We start from the raw sequence: 25460 nt of genomic DNA, 5'->3' as shown, positions 1-25460 counted from the left end.
AAGAAGGCCTTCCGTTTATAAGCGGAAGGCCTTCTTTTGTATGAAGAACTATAAGTTAATTATTTACCAGCACGGTGTTGATAACCCGCTCCAGTTCCTCCAGGTCGAATGGTTTGGCCAGGTAAGTTTCGGCACCGGCATGGTCTGCAAGCAGCTGGATATCGCTGTTAGCAGAAAAATATACTACAGGGATGAGCTTCAGCGCTTCATCTTTTTTTAGCGTTTGGGTAGCCACAATGCCGCCGGCGTCGGGGATCCAGTTATCCATCAAAATAACATCGGGCAGGATGCCGGCTACCTTTTCGACTATATGATTGCAATCGGTAAAAGTATGCACTTCCCATCCTTGCTCTTCTAAAATATAACTGCAGATAGACAAGATATCCTCGTCATCGTCGAAAATGATAATTTTTTTAGACTGTTTATTCATCGGGGTGTAGAAGTGTGAAGCTATAAATAACTTTTAAAGAAAGCAAATATTTTAATTACAACCAAAATCGGTTGCTCACACCAACACCCGCCCCGTAAACTGCCGTTAACCGGCCCAGCCCTCCCGGTCTAAGCTCCTGAAGTGGATAGCCTCGGCCAAATGTTCCAGCAGGATCTCTTCGCTACCGGCGAGGTCGGCAATGGTGCGCGATACTTTCAATATCCGGTCGTAAGCCCGGGCAGACAGCCCAAGCTTTTCCATTGCTTTCTTCAGCAGCGTTTGCCCGGCCTGGCTTATTTTGCAAATATCGCGCACCATTTGAGGGCTCATCTGCGCGTTGGCGTGCAGATCGGGCTTCGCGCCGAAACGTTCTATCTGCCGCTCGCGGGCTTTGATAACGCGTTCGCGGATGAACTCGCTTTTCTCGGCGAGCCTGTCCGAGGATAGCTCGGTGAAATTTACCGGTGTAACTTCTACATGCAGATCGATACGATCTAACAGCGGACCGGAAATTTTGCTGAGATATTTCTGTACCGTACCCGGCGGGCAAATGCATTCCTTCTCGGGATGATTATAATACCCGCAGGGGCATCCCTGTGAGAAATTTTCTTTCACGTTCTAAAGTTGTTAAAAAGCCAAATGTTCCGCAATATAATCCAAATCCGCAAACTATCGGTGAGCACATCAGAAAGAAGCGGATAGAAGGTAAGTTGTCGCAAAAAGCTGTTGCCGATCAATTAGAAGTTGAAGAAAACACTATTACTGGCTGGGAGTTGGAACGCAGCCAGCCTTTGATGAAGCACTACCCTGCTATCATTCGGTTTCTCGGCTACTACCCGTTCGACCACGAGACCGACAGCCTTGCCGGTAAATTGAAGCATTTGCGGCACTGTCACGGTCTCTCCTTCAAGGAATGTGCGAGGCGGCTGTCCATATCAGTGGACGCGGCGATGCGCTGGGAGCGGGGCAAGCCTGTTGCATACCCAAGCACAAGAAAACTTATCATTGATCTTTGGCAGCAATTGCCAAGCAATTTACTACAACACCCCGTATAGGGGTGTTTTTATTTGAATTACCAATGCCGTTTGGGAAATGAAGTAATCGTGCGCGTACAGATAAATTCCTTTTAATAGATATATTTGTGAACCTAAAAATTTAGCAATGAAAAAAATTCTTATCATCGAGGATGACGAGGCAACATTAGAATTGCTCGGCCTCATTTGCGAGGAAAAAGCAGTTGAGGTTGCACTAAAATCCACCTTAATAGACCTTGCAGAAATTGAAAGCATGAAACCCGACCTGATTTTATTAGACCACTGGATGGGGAGCAGCCGGGGCGGCGACCTCTGCTTGGAGATCAAGCAAAATCAGGCTACTCAAGATATTCCGGTAATCCTCATCTCAGCTCTTAATGAAATAGGGCAAATTGCTCTGGACAATTGCGCAGACGGCTGCATCATGAAACCGTTTAACGTTGAGGAAATCCAAGAAGTTATAGAAACTTATATAGGCTAAAACTTAAACGCCAATACTGTAATAACTGATAACTCGAAGTATCGCTAACTTGCAGCTGTATTTAAAATCTTGATGGAATCATCCTTTTGTATTTTCCCCTGCCATATATCTAAGAAGCCTCCTTTGGAGGCTTTTTTGTACCTGTAGTATTCTTTTAAGACGGTGACTTCGCTGGTCGCTTTAGCCGAATGGGAAATAGCGCAAACTCGATTGCGCTTGCCATCAACGCGGGCAAAAAATAGCAAACGAAAATGATAGCCTGGACATAGGGGCTGTGAACTTTCTGGCGGCTGATGAACATTCCCGCGCAAAAAATGGCTGCTATGGCCGCGAAGAGAACTTTTAGGTTGACGTTTCCCTTGAGACCGATGAACCGAAACACACGATTGTAGATTGCCACAAGAACGAAATATACCGGAGGATAAGGTATAAGCAGCATTGCCGCAAAAGACCAGAACGGGTGCCTCAGCGCATCGGGGAATGGCAAACAGACAAGGACATACAGCAATAACGTATTGGTCAACACGAGCAGGCTCACGACGCTCAAGGACTTGGTGAGCCAGTTGGCGCGAAGATAGAGGGATTTAACAATATTCAAGAGATACTATTTTAGGCTTTAAAGGGTTGTACTCCAACTAACATTTACTGCGCTATGGCATCATCCAGCGCATGCAACCGCAGTGACGACACTGATACCGTTTCAATCGCAACCATGAAAGCATGAATTGTGTCGTCGCTGGCAATGGCAGTCGCCTGAATGAAGCGGGGAGATGGAGATTGCAGCCGCAGGCGGCGAAGACCGTCGTTTTTGAATATAGCTTGACCATCAGTCAATATAATAATTTGCAGCTAAATAAATCCCCCCCCTCAATCACTTTCCCAGGGTCCACCGCTTACGGTCGCACATATAGCACTTGTACCGCTTGAGCGGTAGCCAAAAGAACAACGTTTTTGCCGCCCATGGGCGCGGCGTACGAACCCAGTTTGTCGTGCCGCAAAGACAGGGCTTGAATGCCGATTGTCTTGACAAGGAATTGGAAATCATCGGTCAAAAATTAAATGAAACAATACTTCTCCTACTTAGGCGATAAACGGTTGCTCAAATATAACATTCGCCGCGTCAAATCAAGGGATTATTATATGCTCCTTTTTTAAATAATATATCAATGGCGTTGCCATATTCACGATAACAGTTTTGTGCTTCGGCTAAACTTTTTAGAACAACGACTGTTTTAAGAAACAAACGAACTACGTATTATGAAAAAACTATTCGCCTTACTAATCGCGGCGGCTTTAAGCTCCTCTGCAATCACGCTACCCGCTCACGCCGCGACCTATGCAAGCTTCCAGCATCTGAAAAAGGATGGCACGCCCGACAGGCGGTACAACGACAACAAGCACGTAAAAAAGGACGGCACTACCGATATGAGATTTAGGTCGAGCAAGAAGGCTGCCGCTGCCGCGAAAAAGAAAAAGTCCTAATAAAGGCGCTTGCCGGCAATAAAATACAAAGCCCCCTCACACTCGCTGCTTGGGGGCTTTAACCTAAACCTTATCACAATGGCGGCGGATGCCGCCAGCAATAGAGTTACAAAAATAAGAGAATTTTCCGATGTTGCAGTTAAATCAGTGGGAAAACGTCTCCCGCACGCCGCTCTTGCCGAAGAAGCTGCTCGGTATTGCCGTCCATTGCAGCGTAGAGGAGGTAAGCTGCGTGACGGTATAGGTGTCGGCGTAGCTGTTGCCCGACAGCGTGACCTGGGTGTCGTTGTTAATCAGGTGCCACGTGCCCGTCTTGGTGCCCTTGCCGCCGTTGAAGTAGGTCTGGGTGACCGAGAACGTGTTGTCGGAGTTGAACACGAACGCGAAATGGAAGTCGCCGTCTGTCTGCGCCTCCCAGCTGCCGTCTGCTTTCTGGAACTCCACCTTGTTGCTCGTCCACGTCACGCCGGTGAGGGTGCTTGGCTTAACGGTGGTGCCGTTGTCGCTGCCGCCCTTCTTGCAGGATGCTGCCGCAATTGAGAAAAATAAGAATAAAAAGAAATTTTTTAGAGTCAAGGTATTTTTCATGTTGTATTTGGGTTTAAGTGCGATGCAATTTCAATAAAGCCGGATTTCCTTCCAACCCAAATACTGGATACTTTATCCGCTAATTGGATAATTTATCCGCTATCTTTATGCCGTTACAAATCGCAATACAGACATGTTCGGAGAAAAGATCAAGATGATTAGAGAACTGCGCGGCTTTTCGCAGGAGAATGTTGCCGCCAAACTTGGGATTGCGCAGAACGCATACTCACGTATAGAAACTAATCAAACAAAGCTTGATTCCGCGATGCTCGTCAAGGTTGCAGAAGTGCTCGGCGTGTCGCCCATGGATATCCTTTCGGGACAGCCTGCCATCGTCAATTTTCAGTCCAACAAGGGAACGCAGCAGTCGTTCGGCTATGTCGAGCAAGTCGGGTTCGGGCAAAAGGAACTGTACGACAAGCTGATTGCCGGAAAGGACGACGAGATCGCTCGCCTTAATATTATTATCGAAAAACTGCTGTCGAAGAAATAGGCTATTTCCTCGACCCGTTCACGATACTTTGCAAAAGTGCTTGCTGATTCACTCCCCCTTCTTGATATCGCACCTTAACTCTATATCCTTTCATCACCGTATGCTGTGGTTTGGGGGGCTGCTGTGGTTCAGCGGTCAATATGCTGTGAAAGTCTTCTACGGTGCCGAAAGTTATTTTGCCCATGTCAGCGACAGGCACGGCGGCAGTCACCAATTTTTTTATAGCCGCCAATTTCTTTTTATTCGCGCAGCAGCAGACTACGCTCTCATATCCCGCACTCAAGCACTTTTGAATATTTTTCAATTCGTATTCGGGCGTGTTCGTCACTGATAGTTCGACCGCAATGCGCTTCCCTGCTTTTTCAAGCAATACATCCACTTGCCCGTTGCCGTCGGGCGTTGGTACTTCGAGGTGCGCTATATAGCCGTGTTCCTCTGCCAATGTTTTTATGAATGCTTGCGTGTAGCGGTGCTCTCGCGCCAGCTGGGTTGTTGCAGATGGCTCGATTGGCTCTATGCGCACCGGTATTGGCATCGCTTGTGGCAATGGCCTTGCTTCAGGAATTTTCACTAATGCCTGAGCGTCTGCGGCTATCGGCTCTGCTGGCGCGACGGGCATCACGGGGACGCTGTACCTCAGCCGAGAATTCGCCACGATTGCGTCGGTGTTGTCCGCCTCTCTGCTGGCATCACGCGGAACGATGGCGAGATTGAAATCCGCGTCCGCAGTGTTGACCCTCGCAATCGCCTCGCCCACCCTCAGGTTTTGCAGGTCTTCCATGGAAAACGAAGCGAACCCCTCCTGCATGCGCTTCGCCTCGGTCTCGGCCAATCGAAAGCAGATGCGCGTTGCCGCGTTTGCCAGTACGCTGCTGGCAACTTCCATATCGTGCTTTTGCACCTGCTGCATGTCTTGATGCGCCAGTACCAGCCCCAGCCCGTATTTCCGCGCCCCCGAAACGATTGCCGCCATCGAGGGAGTGACGAAGTTGTGGAACTCGTCAATGTAGCAGAAGAACGGCCTGCGATGCTCAACCGCCTGCGATTGCCTGGCCATTGCCGCCTGCTGCAATTTCGCCACGACGAATGCGCCCAAAAGATAGCTGTTTTCTGCACCTATCAGCCCCTGCGACAGCTTCACCAATATGATTTTGCCGCTGTCCATCAATGCACCAAAGTCGATGCTCCTCGTTTGGCATACCATCGCGCGGATGACCTTGGGGCGCAGAAAGCTGTCAAGGCGGGTCAGGATGGGCCCGACGGAACCGCCTGCCTTGAGCAATGGATATTCCTTTTGCCAGTAGTACGCGATGTCGGGGTCGGTGACGTTTGAAAGGATATTGTTTCGGTATGACGGTTCGATGAGGAATTTGCGCAAATCGCCCAAATGATATGTTTTAGCATTGAACAGTAGCGCCAAGATTGCATTGGAAAGGACGCTGTACATCTGGTCGCCAAAGGAAGTGCTGAAACGCCTGAATACCGCCGCCAAGTCTGATGCCAAGATTTCGCGCTCAACATCTGTATGTGCTTCCAATATATTTAGCCCTATCGGAAACTCGCTGTCTGTCGGGTCAACCAGTACCACGTCATTGATGCGCGATGCCGGAACATTTGAGAGCAGTCCGGCAATCAGGTCGCCGTGCGGGTCGAGGCACATCATGCCATTGCCTGCCGCGATGTCCTGCATCATCAGGCTGTGCAGCAGCGTAGACTTCCCCGTGCCTGTAGCGCCCATGATATGAATGTGCTTGAGTCGCTGGTCGGTGCCTATGCCCACGGCAAATTCCTGCCCTTGATGCTCGTTTAACCCCAAGATGTAAGAACTGTTGATTAGATGAGGCGGTGCCTGCCTGGTGGCGCGGTGCTGCCTGAGCAGCTTCTTGGAAAGCTGCGTGCTTGGAAGATGGACAAAGGTTGAGAGTTCGGAAGCGTTGAGCAGCATGCCCAACCTATGGCTTTGCCGCAATGCCAAGTCCGACAGCCGCTGGTCGATGGTGTATGCTGGCGTATTCAATGGCTGCAAGGCGTTGTGATGCGAGGTCGAAGCATGAACGACCGCCACCGCGCTGTGCTGCAACAATGCGGCGGCGTTCTGCACTCGGTCGGCAAATGCCGCAATCCGCACGTTGGCAAAAAACAGGGGCTGCGAAGTCTTCTCCTTCGCCAGCTGCGGCATCTCTGGCGCGTCAATGAAGAAAGATCCTCCGATGCCGTCCCCTGCCGCGCGGACAACGCTTTCTCCCCAGGCATTAAGCGCGCCGCAAAACAGCACCTGCACTATTATTGCCTCATCGTCTTTCAAACGCTCGAAGGTGCCGAACAGCGGCGTATAGGGGTCGTAACCTCCGCGAAGCGTGGCAATCGGGCGCAAGCACTCCTCCTGCAGCCCGAAATCCACCGTGCTCACCGCCGGTCGCTCGTTTGCCCAATCGAGCACCGCGTCCGCCTGCTTCTCGTGCACCGCGCATTCGGGGAAGTACGAACTCAACTGAATGTGTATGAACGGCGCGATGTCCTCGCTGCACGCAACTTGGATGCTGAAAGTCTCGCGCTCCGCAATTAGTTCGAAGCTGACAGGCTCCCTGCACAGCGCAAGCATGGTGAGGAAGCGTTCCATCGTCTCGCCCTTAAGAGCGTACCCTTTGGGAATGGCAACGCCGTAGATGGCGAGAGGTGGCGGGCCTTCGTCGTCAGGAACCGCGATACCCTCATCTTCCGGGGCTTCGGCCATTGCAGGCGCTTGCTTCGGCGCAAGGCACCCTTTCAGCCTGCTCAGGAAGCCGGGACGCTTGCCGTCGTCTATGATGCCGCCTGCTACGAAATGCCCGAAGAACGGTACGAACGCGGGCTCAAGCTGCACCGGCTTGCCGAACGCGTCCCACCCCCTGCCTCGCCGTTCCCATTCGTAGAACTGCTCGGTGAGCGACCTGCCCCGGCTGCTCATGGGGCTAATTCAGCGCGGCTGCCTGCCGCTTCGCGTGAATGGGGTCGAGCGTTGCCGTCACCTCGCCTATGAGCGCGTCGATGCTTCGCTCGAACATGATGCGGGTGTCCTGCGCGTACATGGTCGCCTCGGTGTCCTCGAACAGGTAGCTCATCACGGGACTTTGATAAATCCAGTCGAGCAGCCAGTTGCGCTTGTGCCAGAACCACCAGCTGACAAAATAGCTTCGTCCGTACGGAGCGGCGCAGACATAGAACCACAGCTGCTTTCTTCGTATTACTAAGTATTCCCGCTTGTCTTGCAAAACGTTCCTGCTCTCGAATACCGCGCGGCGCTCGACCTTGATGTCGGGATAGTCGCACGAGGAAATGATTTTTTCCAGCTTGGCATAGCATTCGTCGGATGACAGCTGGAGGTCGGCGAAATGCCGGTACGCGTGCTTGAGGGCTTTCTGTGGCATGGGAATAGGTTATTGGCTGGCATAAAGCTACTTAGCGCTATTTAAAAAAGCAAATTTCTTGGAAAATTAAAAGCAGGTTCCTACATTTATCGGACAAACCTTTTCACCTTACTGTTATGAGCTTACTCGCCATTCTCCTGCACATTCAGCTTTGGCTGATATTCGACAGTTTCATAGACAGCCATCCCTTAATCAGCCTTGCCTTGTTTCTTTGGCTGTTTCGCTACGCGCTGCGCTGGTTCTTTGGCATCAACAAGATCAGGCGCGCGCAAAGCCAGTACACAGAGCTATTGGAACAGCACAACGACCTGCTGCAAAGGCAGACGGAAATGATGGAGCAGCATAAGAGTGTCTTAGGAAAGCTTGGCGAGAAGTATCTCTAAATCCGTCATTTTGGCCGAACGTTAATTGATTAAAATCTTTCGTAAAAAGGAGATTCTGATGTTAACGTAAAATTTGATGTTGATATCTTACGCTCATAAATTTTTGTATTATAATACTTATCATACTTGAATTGTTTTTCCGTAAACGGTATTGAAAGGAATGTTTTAATTCCAGACGTAGAAGACAATTCTATAAGTTTCAGCTGGGCATTTAAATTTAAATTAGAAAATTGAAGAATAGCCCCATTCAGATCATTAAATCCAATCGCCCGCGGACTTCTCTTGATCCCGGAACTATTCGTTTCAGTAATAGTATAGCGCTCCGTTATAAAGATTTGTTGTGTAAGCATATCTACTGCCAAGTCCATGTATTCGAGGGGTTCTGAATCGTTAACATATTTCGTCAAATAGTATGTATTGTTAAAACTATCGTTACCCTTATGAGGTATAATCACCCTTAATTCAATGTTTTTTAAGTAACTTAAAACGAAACGAGTATAAAATGGTAGTTTTTTCTCAAGATTATGTAGATGGAAAAAGTCGCCATTTAAACCAGTATACGCTTGCGACCAAGGATAACGTTTAAACTCGGCTGATTTTTTATATACTACCTGTAAACTGTCGTTACGCCTACATATGCTGTCACTATAGTTCAGTATATATGGCTTAAATTTGCTGAGATTTTCATCATCAAGTGAAACCTGATAATAAACAGACACTTTAATAGGAGTTATTGGATTCAGACTTCGCTCTAAATTCAACACGATTTGCTCTTCTCTTATATTGATATCATTATTAGCCTTCATAAGATGTGTAGCGGTCCTATTAGTTGCTTTTTGAACGGCTAATTGAGTTTTCAATGTATCGCTCATGTTTTTTAAGCTATCGTACAGCACTGAAACATTTTGCAAAATTTGTTTCTCATTCCCAATCCTTTCTTTCCTATCATCGTCTGCTGTCTTTTTGTCGTCAAGCTCTTTTTCGTATTTGCTCAAAACGTCGTAAATGTTCATTAGAAGTGTTATTACGATTAATAATAACGCAAGTCGCCTAAGGATTTTTTTTACATTTTCTTGAGTTGTGTCTTTTAATTCACTTGAAATAGCAAGAATTGCGGCAATTGTACCTAAGCCTATCTGAATAAAAATTTCCATTGCAAATAAAATCTCAAGATAATAAAAAAACCCCTATAAGGGGTTAGGATTTTTTATTATCGCCATCACTAATATAAAGCAAACAATGCATGCTAAGACCTTAAATATAGCAAAGAGCCAGCGGGTCAATATTAGGTCGGCTTGCGTTAATACAGGGAACAATCCCACGGCTATTGTCACGATGACAAGGGTGAGGAAAAATAATTTTCGTTTTCTTTTGTTATTTGTTTTCATTTTTAACTGCTTACCAAAACAGCCAAGCTTTGGTAAGCAGTTAAATCTTACTTAGATTAGCACATAAAACGATATTTGTCAAGAGTTAAACTTTCCTAATTAAATAGTTACTAAAAAGAAAGATTTGGCCTTCAGTAATTTAAGGTGACAGCACTAAACCCCTTGCTCTCCGCCCCGTCAATCAGCAGCTTTATGTAGATATGATACTTAGGCAAGCTGATAAAGTCGTCATACGTAAACACGGGATAGAACTGCTTTTCCATCACTTTCGCGTCCTCCAGCCCCACCCTAAATACTATCAGCGTCCCGAAATTTGCAAGAATGGCGCTTCGCGTGTCCGGCTCCAGCTGGTCGAGGTGCTGGTTGGCCAGGAACAGCCCCAAGCCGAACTTTCGCACCTGCGGGAGCATGGCGGCGAAGGAGGTGGAAACGAAGTGCTGCGCCTCGTCTATGAACACGTAGAACCGCTTGCGCTGTGTTATCGGTATTGATGCTCTACGCATGGCGGCATTTTGAATGCTGGTGATGATGAAGCTGCCAAGTACAGTTGCCACGTCTTCACCTATCTCGCCTTTAGAGAGGTTTACTAATACAATCTTTTGCTCGTTCATGCACTGCTCGAAAGACAGACCTTGCTGTTGCCCGAAAATGCCGCGTAACGTATCGTTGGCAAGCAATACCCCTACCTTGTTCAAGATCGGCTGCACTGTGCTCGCCTGCATACTCGCGGAGTACATATTGTACTCGTTCACCCAAAAGGACTTAGTGTAGGGATTGGTAACGTGTTTAAGTACTTCCGCCCTGAAAGAGGCATCCGTCAACAGCAGAGATATATCTAACAATGTAGCATTGGGATATTCCATCAGCGAGGCAATGGCGAAGCGCAATACATATTCAAGCTTGCTCCCCCATGCGTCACTAAAGAGCCGCTTAAAGGTCGTTATCATCTCGGACGCTACAAGCTGTCGCTGATGCTCCGGCACATCTGCCAGCGGGTTGAACGCCGGCAGGCTGTCGCGGCTGGTCGCGTCGAAATAGATTACGTCTTTTCGGCGGTGCTCCGGGACTTTCTTATATACCGCCTCTACCGTATCGCTGTGGGGGTCAAGCACACAAATACCATAGCCTTTGAGCATGTCATCAACGGCCATATTTATGAGCAAATGGGATTTTCCCATACCAGTTTTTCCCAGGCAAAATATGTGATATAGGCGGTCGGTGGGTTTAATACCGAAAATATGATTGTGGTTGCGCCAGTTGGTTTGTCCTATTGGCGTGAATGGTGTGAGGTCAGGCATGTACTAAGCATATAGCCTTGTGAATAAGAGAGTAGTATCAGTATTTAACGATCAGCCATGAAATACTGATACTGGTGGCTGATAATTGCAAATGGGAAAATATTTCTATGGAAATAATCGAAGCGGACTTACTACAATTTATTGAAATATATAAAAGCGAATACAACGTAGTCCTTACTTTAAAGCAAGCAGAACGTGAAGCCGCCAAATTATTCGCATTATATAAACTGGTATATCTTGCACCCGATTCTCACCCTATAACTAATAATGGAACTACGTGATACAATGTCGCTGCTATACGTAAGATTATTAAATAACAGGTTTTAAGCCCATAAAAGGGGCAAGCAGAGTCTTACGTATAGCAACTTAAGACTGTTACTGCTTGCCCCTTTTTTGGGTTTGGACTAAAGACACTAATATGAAAACAGAAAAAATTGATGTTATAACCTATGGGGAATATTTGCGTAAATCTACCGACGACAAGGAAAAGCAAACGCTTTCGCTTGGCAACCAGCGCGACGTTCTTGATAGGTTAAGAAATGCGCACAACTTGACGGTTGTGGAAACGATAGAAGAAAAAATGTCTGCGAAAAAGCCGGGCAGGTTTGGGTTTGGCATCCTCGTTAATATGGTCAAGGACGGAAAAATAAACGGGATTATAACGTGGGCACCTCACAGACTTTCGAGAAACTCCGTAGACACAGGCGAGCTAATTGACCTTTTTGACAGGGGGCTTCTTAAAGAGATTGTTACCGATGGGCACGTATATCGTAACAACCCTATGGACAAGTTTATGTTCGGCTTCAACTGTTTGCAGGCGAAATTTGAAAACGACAACAAAGCAATTGATGTGAAAAATGGGATGCTTAAAAGTGCAAGCTTGAACATGTACCCTGCATGTCCGCCGATAGGGTATTTTCCTGACAAACACGGAATTCGGGGGGCGCGGAAACGAGATGTCGACGCAGAACGGTTTCCAGTCGTCGAAAGAATGTGGAAATTGTTATTTGCCGGAACTCATACACCGTATCAAATTCTGTCCAAAGCCACCAATGAATGGGGGCTGCGTTCTCGAAATAATAAAAAGCTTACCAAATCAAGCATTTATAAAATATTTCATAACCCGTTTTACTACGGTGAATTTGAGTTTCCAAAAGGCAGCGGAAATTGGTTTAAGGGCAACCATAAACCGATGATTACCAAAGCCCAGTTTGATCGCGCACAAGAGATTCTCAGCGCACCTGAGCGACCACGACCCATAACTCATTATTTTGCATTTGGAGGGTGCATGTTGCATTGTAGCGAATGTGGATGCGCTATTACCGGCATGGCGAAAACTAAAAAGCAAAAGAACGGCAATGTTCATCATTACATTTATTATGGTTGCACTAAGCGACGCGGGGCTTGCAAACAAATGCCCGTTACTGAAAACGAATTAAATGACAACATATACCAAATTTTGGTTAACATCAACATTCCTAAGCCGTTGCACGATTTGGTACTAACATGGATATCCAAAGAAAACGAAAAGCACTTTATCGGGACTAATGCCCAATTAGATGCATACAAAAACAAGTACTCTCTTTTGCAAAAGAAGATTGAAGGATTGATTGACATGCGTGCTGCCGCGCTAATTAATGACACGGAATACCAGAGCCGCCGCTTGCAAATGGAATCGGAAAAGGCAGAACTTTTGCAATTGACCCAAAACTTGGAAACAAATAAAAATGGCTGGCTGGACAAAGTTAATGGTGCCTTATCTATAACTGAATTAGTCGCTTTACGATTTCAAAATGGCAATTCGGAGGACAAAAGGGGTATCCTTGCGGAATTAGGTTGGAACCTGTCCATAAGCCAAAAACAGCTTGATTTAACAAGGGAAAATTGGATTTGGCCCGTAATACAGATTGCAATGCATATTAAAAGCATTTACCCCACGTCGGAACCTGTTTTATCCCCATATTTTAAGGCTAAAATTGAGAATTTACTCAATTCTGAAAAATTGTGCTCGCTGTTAGACGACGTTAGGAACCTTTTTAGTGAAATGTAAAAAATATTTCCAATAGCCTTTTACAATTAAATTTGACCATGCTTAAGTGGCTTTATTTGTTTCAACTCTATAAACACAAAAAAGTTCTTAACTTCCTACATATTTAAGGAAAATAATTAGGAAGTTTAATTATTATAATTACTTTTGTCTTAAGCAAATGATTTTTTATGCAGACTGAGAAAACAGAGGTAGATGAAATCCTAATACAGAGACTTAAAGACTTGATAAAGTACCACAAAGGTAGAGTTGTAAGCCATAGCACTATGGTTACCACTTATACTGATATGCTCTCTAAGTTATTAGGTACAGATGAAGTAGTAGAACCAATACTTAGTAATCAGGCGCAACATAAAAAACTTATCCCTAATAAAACAAAGAGAAGGAAAACGTCTGCTTCAAACTACACATTAAAGGCAGTGGTGATGGAATATATAAGCGAAAATGAAACTCCATTATCTGCTAATGCGTTGAGAGAAAAATACAACACAATTGTAGGTAAAGAAATTAAGGTATCAAATTTCTCACCACGGATAGCCGAATTAACTAAAAACGGCGATATAGCAAAGGTAGTTATAGAAGGAAATCCAATAAAATCAAAATTTCTTTATGCATTGCCAGAGTGGTTAGATAATAACGGTGTTCTAAAAGAAGAGTTTATGATAAAAGTAAAAGCCGGACTTTAAGCCCAGCTTTTATAAAATATTGGTGTCCAACGCCAACAGAAGCACCTATCTGCTTTTAGGTGTTTTGAACGACAAGCCTCTGTTACTACAAGGTCTCACTATCGAAGAGTGAGGATAGCCGAATAGACAGGGGTTTTGTTGTTTCCTCAAACGTATATACTTTTTCTGAAATTACAAAACATAATCTATTCCTTTTTCTTATAACCATTCCTCTTGCCTCTCCTCACCGCCATTATTACAAAGGGTTAGTATCAATCAGAAAGCGGAGTTGTTACCCCGCTTCTTTGACCGTTATTCGTGTTTCTTCTTCCTATTAAGGTATTTCACTTTCAGCCTATTGTAAAAGATATGTGCAGCCAATACTGCTTCATATAATTTCTTGTGGAATTTGTGATTGCTTTTTATACCTCTTTGATACAGCTCTAAAAGTTCGGGATGCATTTTAGTGGCGAACTGGATTATCTCGTCCGTCGACTGCAGGACGTAGGTGCCTTTTATTTCAGCCTTGGTGATGAAATCCACTTCGCAGTAATGATCCCTTGCCAACGCCTCTATGCGCCGCATCAGTCGCTTTAGTGCTGGAGTATGGCGGGACGGCGGAGGAACTTTTACAATCACCCCGATAATCGCGTACCGCTTAAAATAAGAGCGAAAATTACTGAGGATGGCGCGAAGCTTCGTATCTGACCACGGTACCGGGTAGTCGTGGACATTTTTCGCCAGTATTTTCTCGTTGTCCAATATGCAGATGCCCGTCCGCGATGTGCCCAGGCTAATCCCAAGTATAATCATGTGTGTTGTAGATTGAATTAGTAATAATATGAGTGAACAGCCGTGGGCGCGTCGTCCAGACCGAATGGTCGGGCAGTGACTGGACGTGCACCAGTTGGGCTAACAAGAAGTCCTTTGGGTACTTCTTGGCGCACGACAAGTAGAACGCGAGGGACTTTTGGTCATTCAGCCCGTCCGCGAGGGTGTGGGCCAGTGTGATTTCGTTAGGAGTGTACAGATTGCTTTTTATTCGTTGCATAATGTTTTTTATGAACTGATAAGGCGTGTACGTTCGTTCGATTTTTTTTATTTTTCGTTCGTACGTTCGTTGCGATTTTTTAAAAATTGGGGCCAAAGAAAAAGCCTAATGTTGTATAGGATAGCGGTAGCGATATTGAGTTTGTAGTATCGTGCTCGTCAGGACGATACTTATGTTGCGATCAGGATATATTCCATCTGTTGCGTATATTCTGGATACAGTTCCATCGGTGTCGTTCTATAGAGGATGCACAGCTTTAGGAGGTTGGTGCCGCTCGGCATAGTGTGTTCGTTTTCCCAGGCGCATACCGCATTGGAGTTGTTGTATCCAAGCAATCGTGCTAATTGTTTTTGTGTGTAGCCCGCATTTTCGCGAGTTACTCGTAGCCTATTTGGATATAAGGGTGTCGTGTAACTCACAAGGAGATAGTAACAATTGAAACAAGGTGAATAATAGTATCAGTATTTAACGGTCAACAGTGAAGCCGTCTCCACGCCATTGTATTAAAAAAGTGCTAAAGAAAATGTAAAGTAATGATGTAATTCCCATTGTGATAATGGTCAACCGTTAAATACTGACACTACTCCGAGCCGCTCACGCTCTCTACAATAGAAGGAAATCATAAAAACATGAAAGTTCCTTTTAAAAAAACCGATCACCTGCTGAAGTTCATCTTCGGCGCAGCGCTCATACTCTCAATGGTGTATGTCGTAGTAGATGGAGTGCTCTCTGCAATTGAATTTTTCATTGCATTGCTGCATTCTCTTTCTTTTCCTAACTTTAAGTAACTAAATCTTTCACAATCATTTCACTAACAAATGGAAACAAAGCGTATTGGCATCTTCATTCGCGTAAGCACGGAGATGCAGGTGCAAGACGAGAGTCCCGAGCATCACGAGCAGCGCGCTCGCTATTATGTGAATGCCAAAAACTGGCAGGTGATGGAAGTATACAAGCTCGACGCAGTTAGCGGCAAGTCAGTGATGCAGCATCCCGAAACGAAGCGCATGATTGCGGACGTAAAAAGTGGTCATATTAATGGCTTGGTATTTTCAAAGCTTGCGAGGTTGGCGCGTAACACCATTGAACTATTAGAATTCTCTAACATCTTCCGCGCATCTGGTGCTGACTTAATTTCCCTTGCTGAAAGCATCGACACCAGCACGCCAGCTGGCAGACTGTTTTATACGGTCATTGCAGCAATGGCGGAGTGGGAGCGCGAGGAAATCAGTAGCCGCGTGGCAGCGTCCGTTCCGATACGCGCAAAAATGGGCAAGCCGCTCGGCGGTCAGGCATCGTTCGGGTATCAGTGGGTTGACAAGGAATTGGTGATCAATGAACAAGAGGCACCAGTGCGCAAACTGATGTACGAATTGTTTTTGAAATACCAACGAAAATTTAGCACCGCCAAAGCGCTGAATGATGCTGGTTATCGAACTCGCAACGGCTCGAAATTCACCGCCACCTCCCTATCCCGCTTGCTGCGCGACAGTTCCGCCAAAGGCGAACGCCGCGCCAATTACACCAAGAGCCTCGGTGACGGCAAGGCATGGGTTATCAAGCCCGAAAGTGAATGGGTGGTGATGCCTTGCCCTCCTGTGGTTTCACCTGAACTGTGGCAGCAGGTTAATAGCTTGCTCGACATTCAGGAAAAGAAGAAATCACCGGGACCGAAAGCTGTGTACCTCTTGTCGGGGTTCGTGAAATGTACCTGTGGTAAACCGATGTATGTGTACCACACATCAAAGGTGTACGCATGTGCCAAGTGCAGGCACCGCATTGCAGTCGCAGATTTAGACGAGATTTTTCAGGTGTATCTCAAAGAATATTTGGAAAGCATTGAAGTATCAAGCTACATCACTGAAACCGAAAGCGAAATTGAGCAAAAGCAAGCACTACTGGAAAGCACCAGAAAAGAACGCGCTCGCCTGCAACGGAACATTGATGCATGGATTGATATGCGCTCTGAACAAGAGTTATCGAAAGAGCAATTTGCAGAAAAGTATCGCCCGGCAGAAGAACGTCTTAATCAGTTGGACAAGCAGTTGCCCATGCTCGAGGCAGAAATCGATGTGTATACCATTCAGTTGCTTTCAAGCGACACCATCATGCAAGACGTGCATAATCTGTACAGCCAATGGGGGGTGATGACGTTTGAGCAAAAGCGCAGTATTGTCGAAACGGTGGTATCAAGCATTACGATAGGAAAGGAAGACATCGACATCACGCTCGCCTATATCCCCCAAACTCCCTTAAATGCAAAGAAAGGTTCTCACAACGTCATGGATTCATACTGGCGATAAGCATAAAGCTGCTGGGATAATCTACCGTAAACTTGGCGCGGGAGATGGTTACCCGCCGCTCCTCCAGCGGCTGGCGCATCACTTCTAAAGCCGAGCGCTTAAACTCCGGCAATTCATCCAGGAACAAAACGCCATTATGTGCCAGCGAGATCTCCCCGGGCTGCGGGTTACTGCCGCCGCCAACCAGCGCCACATCGCTAATGGTATGGTGCGGAGAACGGAATGGCCGGGTAGTTACCAGCGCATCCGCTGCGGATAGCTTGCCGGCCACCGAATGAATCTTGGTAGTTTCCAGCGATTCGTGCAGGCTAAGTGGTGGCAGTATAGAGGGCAGCCTGCGTGCCAGCATAGTTTTGCCGGCACCGGGCGGGCCTATGAGGATAACGTTATGCCCGCCTGCTGCGGCTATCTCCAGTGCACGTTTGATATTTTCCTGCCCGCGTACTTCGCTGAAATCACTATCGTAATTGGTGAGGCTATCATAGAATTCATCGCGGGTGTTTACTTCTTCGCGTTCTAAAGCGGCGGTACCGTTAAAGAAATCGGCTACTTGCTTAATGTTTTCTACACCGTAAACTTCCAGATCGTTCACTATGGCGGCTTCCCGGGCATTTTGCTTGGGAAGAATAAAGCCTTTATACTTTTCCTTACGGGCCTGGATGGCAATAGGTAGTGCACCTTTGATGGGTTGCAAACCACCGTCTAACGACAGTTCGCCCATAATGAGGTATTTATCCAGCTCTTCGGCATCTATCTGGCCGGAAGCCGCCATAATGGCCATGGCGATGGTCAGATCATACGCGGACCCTTCTTTGCGGATATCCGCAGGCGCCATATTTACAACGATACGTTGTCGTGGCATCCGGAAACCGTTGGTTTGCAGGGCGGTTTCTACACGTTGCATGGCTTCGCGCACAGCGTTATCGGGCAGGCCAACAACAAAGTAGGCCAGTTTGCCCCCACTTATATTCACTTCCACTGTTATGGTGATGGCCTGTATGCCATAAACCGCACTTCCAAAGGTTTTAACTAACACTATAGACAAGGTTTTTGTATAGCGAAAGATATAGAATTATTTTGAAGGTTTGGTAAAGGAATACTCTTGTTCGCGTTCGCGATGTAGCGCGAACAGCTCGAACAAGCCCGAACAATGTTTAAACATGCAATTGCGGGTGATTATAGCGTGAAATGTTGGGAGGTTTTGCGGCTTGGGGATGTCTGTTGATTATGGGTAAATTGTTGCTTAGCGGTAGGTGAAAACTTAATTCGTTTTGGGTCGACTTATAAGCTTCGATTAGCGAGGCACCATTTGGTTATCCCCTTTTATTCGTAAAATTTATTCATACCGGCTCAATGCCAATTCAAAAGCCGAAAAGATCTCTTGATTTGACGCTTTGCTTAGAACGGCGACCTTGTCTGCCTCCCCCATGAATAAGAACCCCGAATCTGGCTTTTTTGCGGGAATGGTTGGAGTAAAAATAATTTGCTCATCCGTTTCTTCGGCCAACAAACACTTTGCCTTAGGGGAGAACAATGACTTTGAAGACTTTAAGCCTGTCTTCGCCATAAATTCTTTGTCGGCCTGTTTCCAATCTTTAGGATGAGGGATCCGTTTTGAGTCATCATTGCAAAGCGCAGTTTTAATCGCGTCAGCCAGAACATCATTATCAACGCCCTCCGGTAAGTTTATAAATGGCTCGGAAGCGACTCGTAACCCAATACTGGTTTTGCTATGGCTGTGTATTAAATATCCAATGCCTTTTATTTTATAGATCGTTGCTGATTTCATGCTTAGACTATTGGTATTCTTTGTTTAAAACTTCTTGTTGGCTCATAATGCTTTGCGTGTGATTGCAAAGCATGAGTTATATAACTCCTCCCTAAATATACAACAAGTCCACCATTCCCCTCTTCCTCCTTTCCCTCAAAATTCCTATCTTTCCCCTAAAAAGTTATACGATGCTTGAGCAGGTTAAACAGCAGCAGAACGCTTACGAGGGAATTTACGCGCCGGAACAGAAATCGGAGTTCGATTTTCATATCACTACCGATCCGCTTACCCGCTACCTGCGCGATCGCCGCCTGCTGAAAGCTCTTGCAGTACTGGAGCAAAGCAATACCAACATCCGCGAGTGGAGCGTGCTCCTTACCTGCGGCGGAGTTGGGGGCGAAGGCCTTTTCTTCAAAAAGAACGGCTTTAACAATGTTACCGTAAGCGATATCTCCGAAAACTCACTCAAGATCTGCAATGAGTTCGACCCGTCCATCAGCACCATTATGCTAAACGGCGAAAGCCTGGATGTGCCCGATGCTTCATACGACCTGGTGGTGGTGCAGGATGGCTTGCACCACCTACCACGACCGGTTACCGGCTTTACCGAAATGCTGCGTGTGGCTAAAAAAGCGGTGATCGTAATAGAGCCGTACGACAGCCTCATCGGCAACCTGATGGGTACCGAATGGGAGGAACAGGGCTCCGCCATTAACTACGTATACCGCTGGGATAAGAACAGCTTTACCCAGGCGGTGAAAAGCTACCTGCTTAAAAATTATAAGCAAATACGCGTGCTTCGCTTTTGGGACCATGGCCTCATGGTATCAAAACTGGCTGGCAAACTGCCAAAAAGCATGCAGTTAAGCGCGGCCAAAATTATCTACGGCTTATTTGCTCCTTTTAATTGGGTAGGGAATATGTTTGTGGGGATATTGATGAAGTAACATTAAGGAACGTCATCCTGAACTTGTTTCAGGACCCCATTGGATAGGTAGCCAACATGCTTAACCGCTTTACACATCGCCACTTTGCATATGGGGTACCGAAATAAATTCGGCATGACGGGATGTTTAAGATTTGCGACACGCAGCGTTTAAAACCGGTATTATTCCACCGCGTGGATGGTGCGCGCTTTCCGCTTAATAAAGGGTTTTTCGATAAATAACCAGGACAGCGTCGCCATCACCACCGTGCCCAGTATCAAATAAACCAGGTTAAAATAAGGAACCAGCTTAAGCTCCACCACTACGGTGATGATCATGCCGTGGTAGATGTATATGCCGTAAGAAATATCGTTCTTCCGCAGCAATTTATCGGCAAGGGTTGGCAGGGTATAGGCCATGGAAAGCAGGGTGAAGGCCAGGATCAGGTATTGAATCACCGTAAAATACGCCGCGTCTATCCTGTCAAAAAAGAACATGCTGAACGCTACATAGGGCACTATCCAGTATAGCGCCTTCCCATAAATAAATTTTGAACTGTAAATGCGTAACCGCTGGAAGATCACCCCAAGCAAAAACAGGTAAAAATGTGGTATAAAGGTGTAGCGGATAAGCTTGGTTATCTTATCGCCGAGTGGTACCAGTCCGTAAGCAAGGGTTAGCCCCACAAACACAACAAACAGCGCGATGAACCAAGTGTTGAGCTTTCCTTTGGGTGCGAATAAAAAGCAAATGGGCAGCATAATGTAAAACTGCAGTTCGATGGGGATGGTCCACAAACTGCCGTTGTAGGAACCGAAACCGTAATTGGCCAAAAAGTTGGGCGTATAAATAAAGCCCAGCAATTGCGATGGCAGCCAGGCGAGCGTTTGTTTGTTTAAAAAGTTTACGCCGGTGAGGGTAAAAACGATCAGTGTTAAAATGATGCAGCCCCAAAGTCCCGGGTAAATACGCAGCGCCCGGTTGCGGATATAGTTTTTGATGGAATTATTGCGTTCGTACGAGGCCGAAATGAGGTACCCGCTGATGACAAAGAAAACCGGCACGCCGGGGAACAGGTAAAGCACTTTTAAGCCTGTATGACTGATGGGCAGCTTAAGGTGCTGGTAATAATGATCAAATATCACCTCGATAGCCGCAAGCAGCCTCAGCAGGTCGAAATTGTTTATCTTAAATTCTTTCAGCGGTTTCATTAAGCAGCTGCAAGATATGGATTTTAAACAATTCCTGTTTAATTAAGCAACAGGCCGGATGATAAAGCGGGAGATGAGTTCAACAAAAAACGCCGCAAAAATGCGGCGTTTAATTATTAAAAATTTTATGGGGTCGAAGTCTAAATAAAACTCAATCCGCAGGCGATAAATACATTAAATAATAAGGCTATTGAGCAGATGTTAACATTGCGGCGGGTGCTTACATGCGCCATCTGTAGGTTTACCTTTCTAAACCATTTGTTGTTGAGCAAAATAAAATGATTGGCCACCAGGAAAAGGACCGCGCCGGCAACAATAGCCACGCATACACCCATTCCAAGAGTTACCAAGTGCCCTTTGATCATCAGCTTTGTTAAAAGCATGGCGTTGGTAAGCAATACCACCAGCAAAAAGCTCACGTTGAACATCGATTTGAATTGAGGGATGCTGTTACCCTGCCCGAAGTTTTTGAAGTTCCACCTGTAAAACGATACATAAATGGATTGATAGGCTTTTTGCATAGCGTGTGGTGTTTAAGTGTTAATAGTTAAGTACCGTTTGTTAGACCGTACCGTTTATTAATAGTTTAACGGGTTTCTGTTTGTTTTGTTACGCAAAGTAAAATTAAATTTTGAGAAAACGGCATTTGACAACATAAAAAATCAAAAATAATTTTTTTACCACGAAGAACACGAAGGCAGGCATAACTTTTACCACAAAGGGTACAAAATTTCTCTTTGCGCCCTTTGTGGTTTTTTTCTTTGTATCCTTTGTGGTTAAAAAATCATTTCGCAGCCAATTCCGCCGGCACAGGTTTCTGCAATAAATACTGGTAGATAAACCGGTTGGTTTCCATTTGCTGGTGTTCGGCTTTGCCTTTGTCGCGGAAGCCGTGGCGTTGGCCCGGGTACAGCATAAATTCAAAATGCTTGCCTTCGTCCTGCAGTTTGCTGATCAGCTGGATGCTGTTTTGGGCGTGTACGTTATCGTCCATGGTACCATGCACTATGCGCAAAACGCCTTTCAGCTTATTGGTATACGTTAATACTGAACTGCTTTTGTAACCTTCGGGGTTGTTTTTGGGCGTACCCATATAGCGCTCGGTGTAATGGGTATCGTACAGGCTCCAGTCCATTACGCCAAAGTTGGCTATGCCATGAGTGAAGTAATCAGCGCCGTAGGTGAGGGCATAAGCGGTAATGTAGCCGCCGTAGCTACCGCCGGTAATGCACATTTTTGTGGGGTCTACATAGCTTAGGGTGCGCAGGTATTTCACCATTTCTATATAATCGGCCATTTCCCATTTGCCCAGGTCTTTATACATATAGTTTTGGCCAACCTTACCAAAATGGCCCGATGCACGGTGATCCATGGCCACCTGTATCATGCCTTCTTTTGCCCACCATTGCGCCATGCCGCTAAAACGCCAGGTATCCATTACGGTACCGGCATTGGGGCCGCCGTAAATGCTGATCATCACCGGGTACTTTTTGTTCGGATCGTAATTCAATGGCAGCATAACGGTCATCGGCAGGTCGAAACCATCTGCGGTTTTCACGCGGATAAGCTTGGTGGTAGCTATTTCGTAATCGCCGTACTCGGCGCCCTTGCTGTCGGCCACTTCTTTAACCAGTTTGCCTTTGCTATCGTACACAGCCGTTTTAGCCGGGGTTTCTACATTAGAGTAGGTATCGGTAAAATAAGTGCCCTGGGGCGACATGGATACCGTGTGGTTAAACTCACCCGCCGTTAAACGGGTTAGGCCTTTGCCGTTAAAGTTGGTCCGGTACAGGTCTACCCGTGCAGTGTTCTCTTTGCGGGCGGTAAAATATACCTGCTTGCTCTTCTCGTCGATGTACTGTATCCCGGTTACGGTGTAGTTGCCGGTGGTTAACTGCGATTTCAGCTTACCATCCATACCGTACCAGTAAATATGCTCCCAGCCGCTTTTGTCACTCATCACAATAAAACCCTGGTTGCTTTTCAGGAAATCGATATCCTTAAACCAGCTGATCCATGTTTTTTGTTTCTCGTCGTAAATTTCTTTTTTGGTGCCGGTTGCCGGGGTAACGGCGTAAAGCTTCAGGTTATTCTGATCGCGGTTCATCCATTGCATCCAAAGCTCGGTACCATCCGGCGACCAGATAGGTGTGCCCAGGTAAGTATCGTCGTTCTCGTTGAAATCGGCCCAGGTAATTTTGTTAGCTGGTACGTTGTAAAAGGCCAGCTTTACTTTCGGGTTCGGGTCGCCCGGCTCCGGGTAGCGGGTAAGCTCGGTAAAGCCGTGCTGCCCATCTGAATTATACAGTGGGAACATCGGCACCTGGGTATCATCAAAATGCATCCAGGCCAAAGTCTTACTATCCGGCGACCACCAGAAAGCTTTGTATTTTGACGCCCGGCCTAAGATTTCCTCGTAATAAACCCACGACGCGTAACCGTTGTAAATAACATCGGTACCATCATTGGTAATTTTTGATTGCTTGCCGCTGGCGATATCCAGGATATACAGGTTGCCCCCAAAAGTGTAAGCCACTTTGCTGTTGTCCGGCGATAGGGTTGGGTTTTGCTCCTCGTCGGCCGTTTTGGTGAGGCGGGTTTCGGTACCGTTTACCTGTTTCAGGTAAACATCCTTATCGCGCACGCTTACCGTCATGTTGGTAACGGGCGGGGTGTATGGGGTTTCGGTACCGCTGAGCACATCCACCTGGGTGCTTCCTCCGCCATTGCCGCCGCCTCTGCGGCCTGCCGCTGCTTTTATATAATGGCTGTCATCTGCCCAGCCGCTAATAGTTGGCAGGGGGGTAATAATTTTATTGGGCTCGTTTTTGAGCATTTGCCCGGTGGTAAGCTGCTTTTTTTGCGCTTGCGCGGAGGACAATGCCGAAACAGCAAGCGCAACCAACAGCGCCCGGCGGATGGGGAAAGATACAGTCATAAGATCAGTAAAAAGTTTAACTGCTAATTTTGCAAAATTCAGTCACAAAGCGGCTATATGTAGTAGGAATTTTACACGCGGGGAACTTCCATAAAAAAGCCCCAACATTTCTGCTGAGGCTTTTAAAATTTTTGCCCCCCTTCAGGGGCCTGCCTGCCGGTAGGCAGGGCTGGGGGGCTTCGCTTTACATTTTCGGCATCCGGCGCATCATGCTGGCCATGGCTGCGGGGTTGCTCATTTGTTTCATTACCTTTTTCATATCATCAAACTGCTTCATCAGGCGGTTTACTTCCTGCAGATCGCTGCCCGAGCCTTTTGCGATGCGTACACGGCGGCTTTGGTTGATGAGTTCGGGGTTTTCTTTTTCTTTCGGTGTCATGCTCTGGATGATGGCTTCGATCCCTTTAAAGGCATCGTCGCTTACTTCTACATCCTTCATCATTTTGCCAACGCCCGGTATCATGCCCATCAGATCTTTCATGTTACCCATTTTTTTGATCTGCTGTATCTGGCTGTAAAAGTCGTTAAAATCGAACTTGTTCTTACGGATCTTCTTCTGCAGTTCGGCAGCTTCCTTCTCGTCGAACTGTTGCTGCGCGCGCTCCACTAATGATACCACGTCGCCCATGCCCAGGATCCGCGAAGCCATACGATCCGGGTGGAAAACGTCAAGCGCCTCCATTTTTTCGCCGGTACCGATGAATTTTATCGGCTTGTTCACTACCGATTTGATCGACAGCGCCGCGCCACCGCGGGTATCGCCATCCAGCTTGGTTAATACTACACCGGTAAAGTCCAGGCGGTCGTTAAACACCTTAGCGGTATTTACGGCATCCTGGCCGGTCATACTATCCACCACAAACAAAATTTCCTGCGGTTTTACAGCGGATTTTACGCGCGCTATCTCCTGCATCATGGCTTCGTCTATCGCTAAACGGCCGGCGGTATCAATAATCACCACGTTGTTGCCATCGCGCTTAGCCTGGGCTATACCTTCCAGGGCAATAGCAACCGGGTCTTTCGATTCGCGGTTGGCATACACCGGTACGCCAATTTGCTGGCCTAAAACCTGTAATTGGTCTATCGCCGCAGGGCGGTAAATATCATCGGCAACCAGTAATGGTTTTTTATTTTTTTGCGTTTTAAGGTAGTTGGCCAGCTTACCGGTAAAGGTTGTTTTACCGGCACCGTTCAAACCCGCTATCAGGATAATGGTAGGGGATGCCTTCAGGTCCAGCTCGGCGGTGGTACCGCCCATTAGCTCGGTCAGCTCATCATTCATGAGCTTGGTAAGCAGCTGCCCCGGCGAAATGGAGGTTAATACATTTTCGCCCATTGCTTTTGTCCTTACATCATCTGTAAAGGTTTTGGCTGTTTTATAGTTAACGTCGGCATCCAAAAGCGCCTTACGTATCTCTTTCATGGTTTCGGCCACGTTTATCTCCGTGATCGAGCCTTGTCCTTTTAGTACTTTGAACGCCCTGTCGAGCTTATCTGATAAATTTTCAAACATTATGTATTCCTAATTTTTGAGGATACAAAGGTATGATTTTGAAGCATAAAC

Annotated in this window: 24 protein-coding genes and 2 pseudogenes; 10 read left to right on the top strand and 16 right to left on the bottom strand. The window is 46.6% G+C overall.

The features are described from left to right. Positions 1 to 55 precede the first annotated feature (55 nt). Both IDJ77_RS06675 and IDJ77_RS06670 read right to left on the bottom strand, forming a co-directional pair. Positions 56 to 430, bottom strand: coding sequence for a response regulator (locus IDJ77_RS06675; protein WP_191188162.1), 375 nt, complete (start codon positions 428 to 430; stop codon positions 56 to 58). Between the two features lie 105 nt (positions 431 to 535). Continuing rightward, positions 536 to 1021, bottom strand: a pseudogene (locus IDJ77_RS06670) (magnesium chelatase subunit ChlI family protein); the annotation flags it as partial. Positions 1022 to 1026: 5 nt separating this feature from the next. On the opposite strand from IDJ77_RS06670, the gene IDJ77_RS06665 reads away from it, so the two are divergent. Both IDJ77_RS06665 and IDJ77_RS06660 read left to right on the top strand, forming a co-directional pair. Further along, on the top strand, positions 1027 to 1485 hold the full coding sequence (locus tag IDJ77_RS06665) for a helix-turn-helix domain-containing protein (protein ID WP_191188161.1): 459 nt from the start codon (positions 1027 to 1029) through the stop codon (positions 1483 to 1485). Positions 1486 to 1591: 106 nt separating this feature from the next. Continuing rightward, positions 1592 to 1945, top strand: a complete 354-nt coding sequence (locus IDJ77_RS06660) for a response regulator (protein WP_191188160.1) — start codon at positions 1592 to 1594, stop codon at positions 1943 to 1945. Between the two features lie 154 nt (positions 1946 to 2099). Here the strand turns inward: IDJ77_RS06660 and IDJ77_RS06655 are convergent, their stop codons facing one another. Beyond that, the gene (locus tag IDJ77_RS06655) at positions 2100 to 2543 is read right to left on the bottom strand and encodes a hypothetical protein (RefSeq protein ID WP_191188159.1); all 444 of its coding nucleotides are present in this window, start codon (positions 2541 to 2543) and stop codon (positions 2100 to 2102) included. Positions 2544 to 3202: 659 nt separating this feature from the next. On the opposite strand from IDJ77_RS06655, the gene IDJ77_RS06650 reads away from it, so the two are divergent. Next, complete coding sequence (locus IDJ77_RS06650; RefSeq protein WP_191188158.1) at positions 3203 to 3427, top strand: hypothetical protein; 225 nt, start codon at positions 3203 to 3205, stop codon at positions 3425 to 3427. Between the two features lie 144 nt (positions 3428 to 3571). Here the strand turns inward: IDJ77_RS06650 and IDJ77_RS06645 are convergent, their stop codons facing one another. Next, positions 3572 to 4015, bottom strand: coding sequence for a hypothetical protein (locus IDJ77_RS06645; protein ID WP_191188157.1), 444 nt, complete (start codon positions 4013 to 4015; stop codon positions 3572 to 3574). Between the two features lie 133 nt (positions 4016 to 4148). Here IDJ77_RS06645 and IDJ77_RS06640 point away from each other — a divergent pair, with 133 nt between their 5' ends. Next, a complete protein-coding gene (locus tag IDJ77_RS06640; protein ID WP_191188156.1) occupies positions 4149 to 4508 on the top strand; it encodes a helix-turn-helix domain-containing protein in 360 nt (119 codons plus the stop codon). A 1-nt stretch (position 4509) separates the two neighbouring features. Here IDJ77_RS06640 and IDJ77_RS06635 read toward each other — a convergent pair whose 3' ends face one another. Together IDJ77_RS06635 and IDJ77_RS06630 are read right to left on the bottom strand one after the other, a co-directional pair. Then, positions 4510 to 7455: a type IV secretory system conjugative DNA transfer family protein gene (locus IDJ77_RS06635; RefSeq protein WP_191188155.1), complete on the bottom strand. Its 2946-nt coding sequence runs from the start codon at positions 7453 to 7455 to the stop codon at positions 4510 to 4512. A gap of 4 nt (positions 7456 to 7459) precedes the next feature. Further along, the gene (locus IDJ77_RS06630; protein ID WP_191188154.1) at positions 7460 to 7915 is read right to left on the bottom strand and encodes a hypothetical protein; all 456 of its coding nucleotides are present in this window, start codon (positions 7913 to 7915) and stop codon (positions 7460 to 7462) included. A 116-nt stretch (positions 7916 to 8031) separates the two neighbouring features. Here IDJ77_RS06630 and IDJ77_RS06625 point away from each other — a divergent pair, with 116 nt between their 5' ends. Then, positions 8032 to 8298, top strand: coding sequence for a hypothetical protein (locus IDJ77_RS06625; RefSeq protein WP_191188153.1), 267 nt, complete (start codon positions 8032 to 8034; stop codon positions 8296 to 8298). Positions 8299 to 8327: 29 nt separating this feature from the next. On the opposite strand, the gene IDJ77_RS06620 is transcribed toward IDJ77_RS06625, so the two are convergent. Further along, positions 8328 to 9452: a hypothetical protein gene (locus IDJ77_RS06620; protein ID WP_191188152.1), complete on the bottom strand. Its 1125-nt coding sequence runs from the start codon at positions 9450 to 9452 to the stop codon at positions 8328 to 8330. A 365-nt stretch (positions 9453 to 9817) separates the two neighbouring features. Continuing rightward, a complete protein-coding gene (locus IDJ77_RS06615; protein WP_191188151.1) occupies positions 9818 to 10984 on the bottom strand; it encodes a type IV secretory system conjugative DNA transfer family protein in 1167 nt (388 codons plus the stop codon). 418 nt (positions 10985 to 11402) lie between these two features. Here IDJ77_RS06615 and IDJ77_RS06610 point away from each other — a divergent pair, with 418 nt between their 5' ends. Both IDJ77_RS06610 and IDJ77_RS06605 read left to right on the top strand, forming a co-directional pair. Then, positions 11403 to 13034: a recombinase family protein gene (locus tag IDJ77_RS06610; protein WP_191188150.1), complete on the top strand. Its 1632-nt coding sequence runs from the start codon at positions 11403 to 11405 to the stop codon at positions 13032 to 13034. A 167-nt stretch (positions 13035 to 13201) separates the two neighbouring features. Continuing rightward, positions 13202 to 13717 carry a hypothetical protein gene (locus tag IDJ77_RS06605; RefSeq protein WP_191188149.1) on the top strand — a complete coding sequence of 172 codons (516 nt, stop codon included), beginning with the start codon at positions 13202 to 13204 and terminating at the stop codon, positions 13715 to 13717. 291 nt (positions 13718 to 14008) lie between these two features. Here the strand turns inward: IDJ77_RS06605 and IDJ77_RS06600 are convergent, their stop codons facing one another. Next, positions 14009 to 14509 carry a hypothetical protein gene (locus tag IDJ77_RS06600; RefSeq protein WP_191188148.1) on the bottom strand — a complete coding sequence of 167 codons (501 nt, stop codon included), beginning with the start codon at positions 14507 to 14509 and terminating at the stop codon, positions 14009 to 14011. A gap of 408 nt (positions 14510 to 14917) precedes the next feature. Further along, positions 14918 to 15166, bottom strand: a complete 249-nt coding sequence (locus IDJ77_RS28010) for a helix-turn-helix transcriptional regulator (RefSeq protein ID WP_191188147.1) — start codon at positions 15164 to 15166, stop codon at positions 14918 to 14920. A 210-nt stretch (positions 15167 to 15376) separates the two neighbouring features. Here IDJ77_RS28010 and IDJ77_RS06590 point away from each other — a divergent pair, with 210 nt between their 5' ends. Further along, a complete protein-coding gene (locus tag IDJ77_RS06590; protein WP_191188146.1) occupies positions 15377 to 15535 on the top strand; it encodes a hypothetical protein in 159 nt (52 codons plus the stop codon). 30 nt (positions 15536 to 15565) lie between these two features. Then, positions 15566 to 17050 carry a recombinase family protein gene (locus IDJ77_RS06585; RefSeq protein WP_191188145.1) on the top strand — a complete coding sequence of 495 codons (1485 nt, stop codon included), beginning with the start codon at positions 15566 to 15568 and terminating at the stop codon, positions 17048 to 17050. Here the strand turns inward: IDJ77_RS06585 and IDJ77_RS06580 are convergent. Both IDJ77_RS06580 and IDJ77_RS06575 read right to left on the bottom strand, forming a co-directional pair. Beyond that, positions 17031 to 18086 (bottom strand): annotated as a pseudogene (locus IDJ77_RS06580) (YifB family Mg chelatase-like AAA ATPase); the annotation flags it as partial. The gene IDJ77_RS06585 and the pseudogene IDJ77_RS06580 sit on opposite strands and share 20 nt — an antisense overlap. A gap of 300 nt (positions 18087 to 18386) precedes the next feature. Beyond that, the gene (locus IDJ77_RS06575) at positions 18387 to 18839 is read right to left on the bottom strand and encodes a hypothetical protein (protein ID WP_191188144.1); all 453 of its coding nucleotides are present in this window, start codon (positions 18837 to 18839) and stop codon (positions 18387 to 18389) included. 170 nt (positions 18840 to 19009) lie between these two features. Between IDJ77_RS06575 and IDJ77_RS06570 the strand changes: the two genes are divergently transcribed. Beyond that, positions 19010 to 19768 (top strand): class I SAM-dependent methyltransferase, encoded by a 759-nt coding sequence (locus tag IDJ77_RS06570; RefSeq protein WP_191188143.1) that lies wholly within the window; start codon positions 19010 to 19012, stop codon positions 19766 to 19768. 161 nt (positions 19769 to 19929) lie between these two features. Here IDJ77_RS06570 and IDJ77_RS06565 read toward each other — a convergent pair whose 3' ends face one another. From IDJ77_RS06565 to ffh, 4 genes are all read right to left on the bottom strand, one after another. After that, positions 19930 to 20958: an acyltransferase family protein gene (locus tag IDJ77_RS06565; protein ID WP_191188142.1), complete on the bottom strand. Its 1029-nt coding sequence runs from the start codon at positions 20956 to 20958 to the stop codon at positions 19930 to 19932. Positions 20959 to 21098: 140 nt separating this feature from the next. Beyond that, positions 21099 to 21479, bottom strand: a complete 381-nt coding sequence (locus IDJ77_RS06560) for a hypothetical protein (protein WP_191188141.1) — start codon at positions 21477 to 21479, stop codon at positions 21099 to 21101. Positions 21480 to 21742: 263 nt separating this feature from the next. After that, positions 21743 to 23896: a S9 family peptidase gene (locus tag IDJ77_RS06555; RefSeq protein ID WP_191188140.1), complete on the bottom strand. Its 2154-nt coding sequence runs from the start codon at positions 23894 to 23896 to the stop codon at positions 21743 to 21745. Between the two features lie 184 nt (positions 23897 to 24080). Then, positions 24081 to 25409 (bottom strand): signal recognition particle protein, encoded by a 1329-nt coding sequence (ffh, locus tag IDJ77_RS06550; RefSeq protein WP_191188139.1) that lies wholly within the window; start codon positions 25407 to 25409, stop codon positions 24081 to 24083. Positions 25410 to 25460 lie beyond the last annotated feature (51 nt).

It is taken from the genome of Mucilaginibacter pankratovii, from assembly GCF_014773265.1.
In the GTDB taxonomy this organism is placed as follows: Bacteria; Bacteroidota; Bacteroidia; order Sphingobacteriales; family Sphingobacteriaceae; genus Mucilaginibacter; species Mucilaginibacter pankratovii.
The sequence above is the reverse complement of the archived record's forward strand: the minus strand, read 5'-3'. Positions and strand labels throughout refer to the sequence as shown.

Excerpts from the sequence above, each read along its gene's own strand:
- IDJ77_RS06640 (WP_191188156.1), top strand. The coding sequence starts at position 4,149 with ATGTTCGGAGAAAAGATCAAGATGATTAGAGAACTGCGCGGCTTTTCG.
- IDJ77_RS06625 (WP_191188153.1), top strand. The coding sequence starts at position 8,032 with ATGAGCTTACTCGCCATTCTCCTGCACATTCAGCTTTGGCTGATATTC.
- IDJ77_RS06650 (WP_191188158.1), top strand. The coding sequence starts at position 3,203 with ATGAAAAAACTATTCGCCTTACTAATCGCGGCGGCTTTAAGCTCCTCT.
- IDJ77_RS06645 (WP_191188157.1), bottom strand. The coding sequence starts at position 4,015 with ATGAAAAATACCTTGACTCTAAAAAATTTCTTTTTATTCTTATTTTTC.
- IDJ77_RS06615 (WP_191188151.1), bottom strand. The coding sequence starts at position 10,984 with ATGCCTGACCTCACACCATTCACGCCAATAGGACAAACCAACTGGCGC.
- IDJ77_RS06675 (WP_191188162.1), bottom strand. The coding sequence starts at position 430 with ATGAATAAACAGTCTAAAAAAATTATCATTTTCGACGATGACGAGGAT.
- IDJ77_RS06620 (WP_191188152.1), bottom strand. The coding sequence starts at position 9,452 with ATGGAAATTTTTATTCAGATAGGCTTAGGTACAATTGCCGCAATTCTT.
- IDJ77_RS06555 (WP_191188140.1), bottom strand. The coding sequence starts at position 23,896 with ATGACTGTATCTTTCCCCATCCGCCGGGCGCTGTTGGTTGCGCTTGCT.
- IDJ77_RS06660 (WP_191188160.1), top strand. The coding sequence starts at position 1,592 with ATGAAAAAAATTCTTATCATCGAGGATGACGAGGCAACATTAGAATTG.
- IDJ77_RS06605 (WP_191188149.1), top strand. The coding sequence starts at position 13,202 with ATGCAGACTGAGAAAACAGAGGTAGATGAAATCCTAATACAGAGACTT.
- IDJ77_RS06630 (WP_191188154.1), bottom strand. The coding sequence starts at position 7,915 with ATGCCACAGAAAGCCCTCAAGCACGCGTACCGGCATTTCGCCGACCTC.
- IDJ77_RS06585 (WP_191188145.1), top strand. The coding sequence starts at position 15,566 with ATGGAAACAAAGCGTATTGGCATCTTCATTCGCGTAAGCACGGAGATG.
- IDJ77_RS06570 (WP_191188143.1), top strand. The coding sequence starts at position 19,010 with ATGCTTGAGCAGGTTAAACAGCAGCAGAACGCTTACGAGGGAATTTAC.
- IDJ77_RS06610 (WP_191188150.1), top strand. The coding sequence starts at position 11,403 with ATGAAAACAGAAAAAATTGATGTTATAACCTATGGGGAATATTTGCGT.
- IDJ77_RS06600 (WP_191188148.1), bottom strand. The coding sequence starts at position 14,509 with ATGATTATACTTGGGATTAGCCTGGGCACATCGCGGACGGGCATCTGC.
- IDJ77_RS06575 (WP_191188144.1), bottom strand. The coding sequence starts at position 18,839 with ATGAAATCAGCAACGATCTATAAAATAAAAGGCATTGGATATTTAATA.
- IDJ77_RS06635 (WP_191188155.1), bottom strand. The coding sequence starts at position 7,455 with ATGAGCAGCCGGGGCAGGTCGCTCACCGAGCAGTTCTACGAATGGGAA.
- IDJ77_RS06590 (WP_191188146.1), top strand. The coding sequence starts at position 15,377 with ATGAAAGTTCCTTTTAAAAAAACCGATCACCTGCTGAAGTTCATCTTC.
- IDJ77_RS06565 (WP_191188142.1), bottom strand. The coding sequence starts at position 20,958 with ATGAAACCGCTGAAAGAATTTAAGATAAACAATTTCGACCTGCTGAGG.
- IDJ77_RS06560 (WP_191188141.1), bottom strand. The coding sequence starts at position 21,479 with ATGCAAAAAGCCTATCAATCCATTTATGTATCGTTTTACAGGTGGAAC.
- ffh (WP_191188139.1), bottom strand. The coding sequence starts at position 25,409 with ATGTTTGAAAATTTATCAGATAAGCTCGACAGGGCGTTCAAAGTACTA.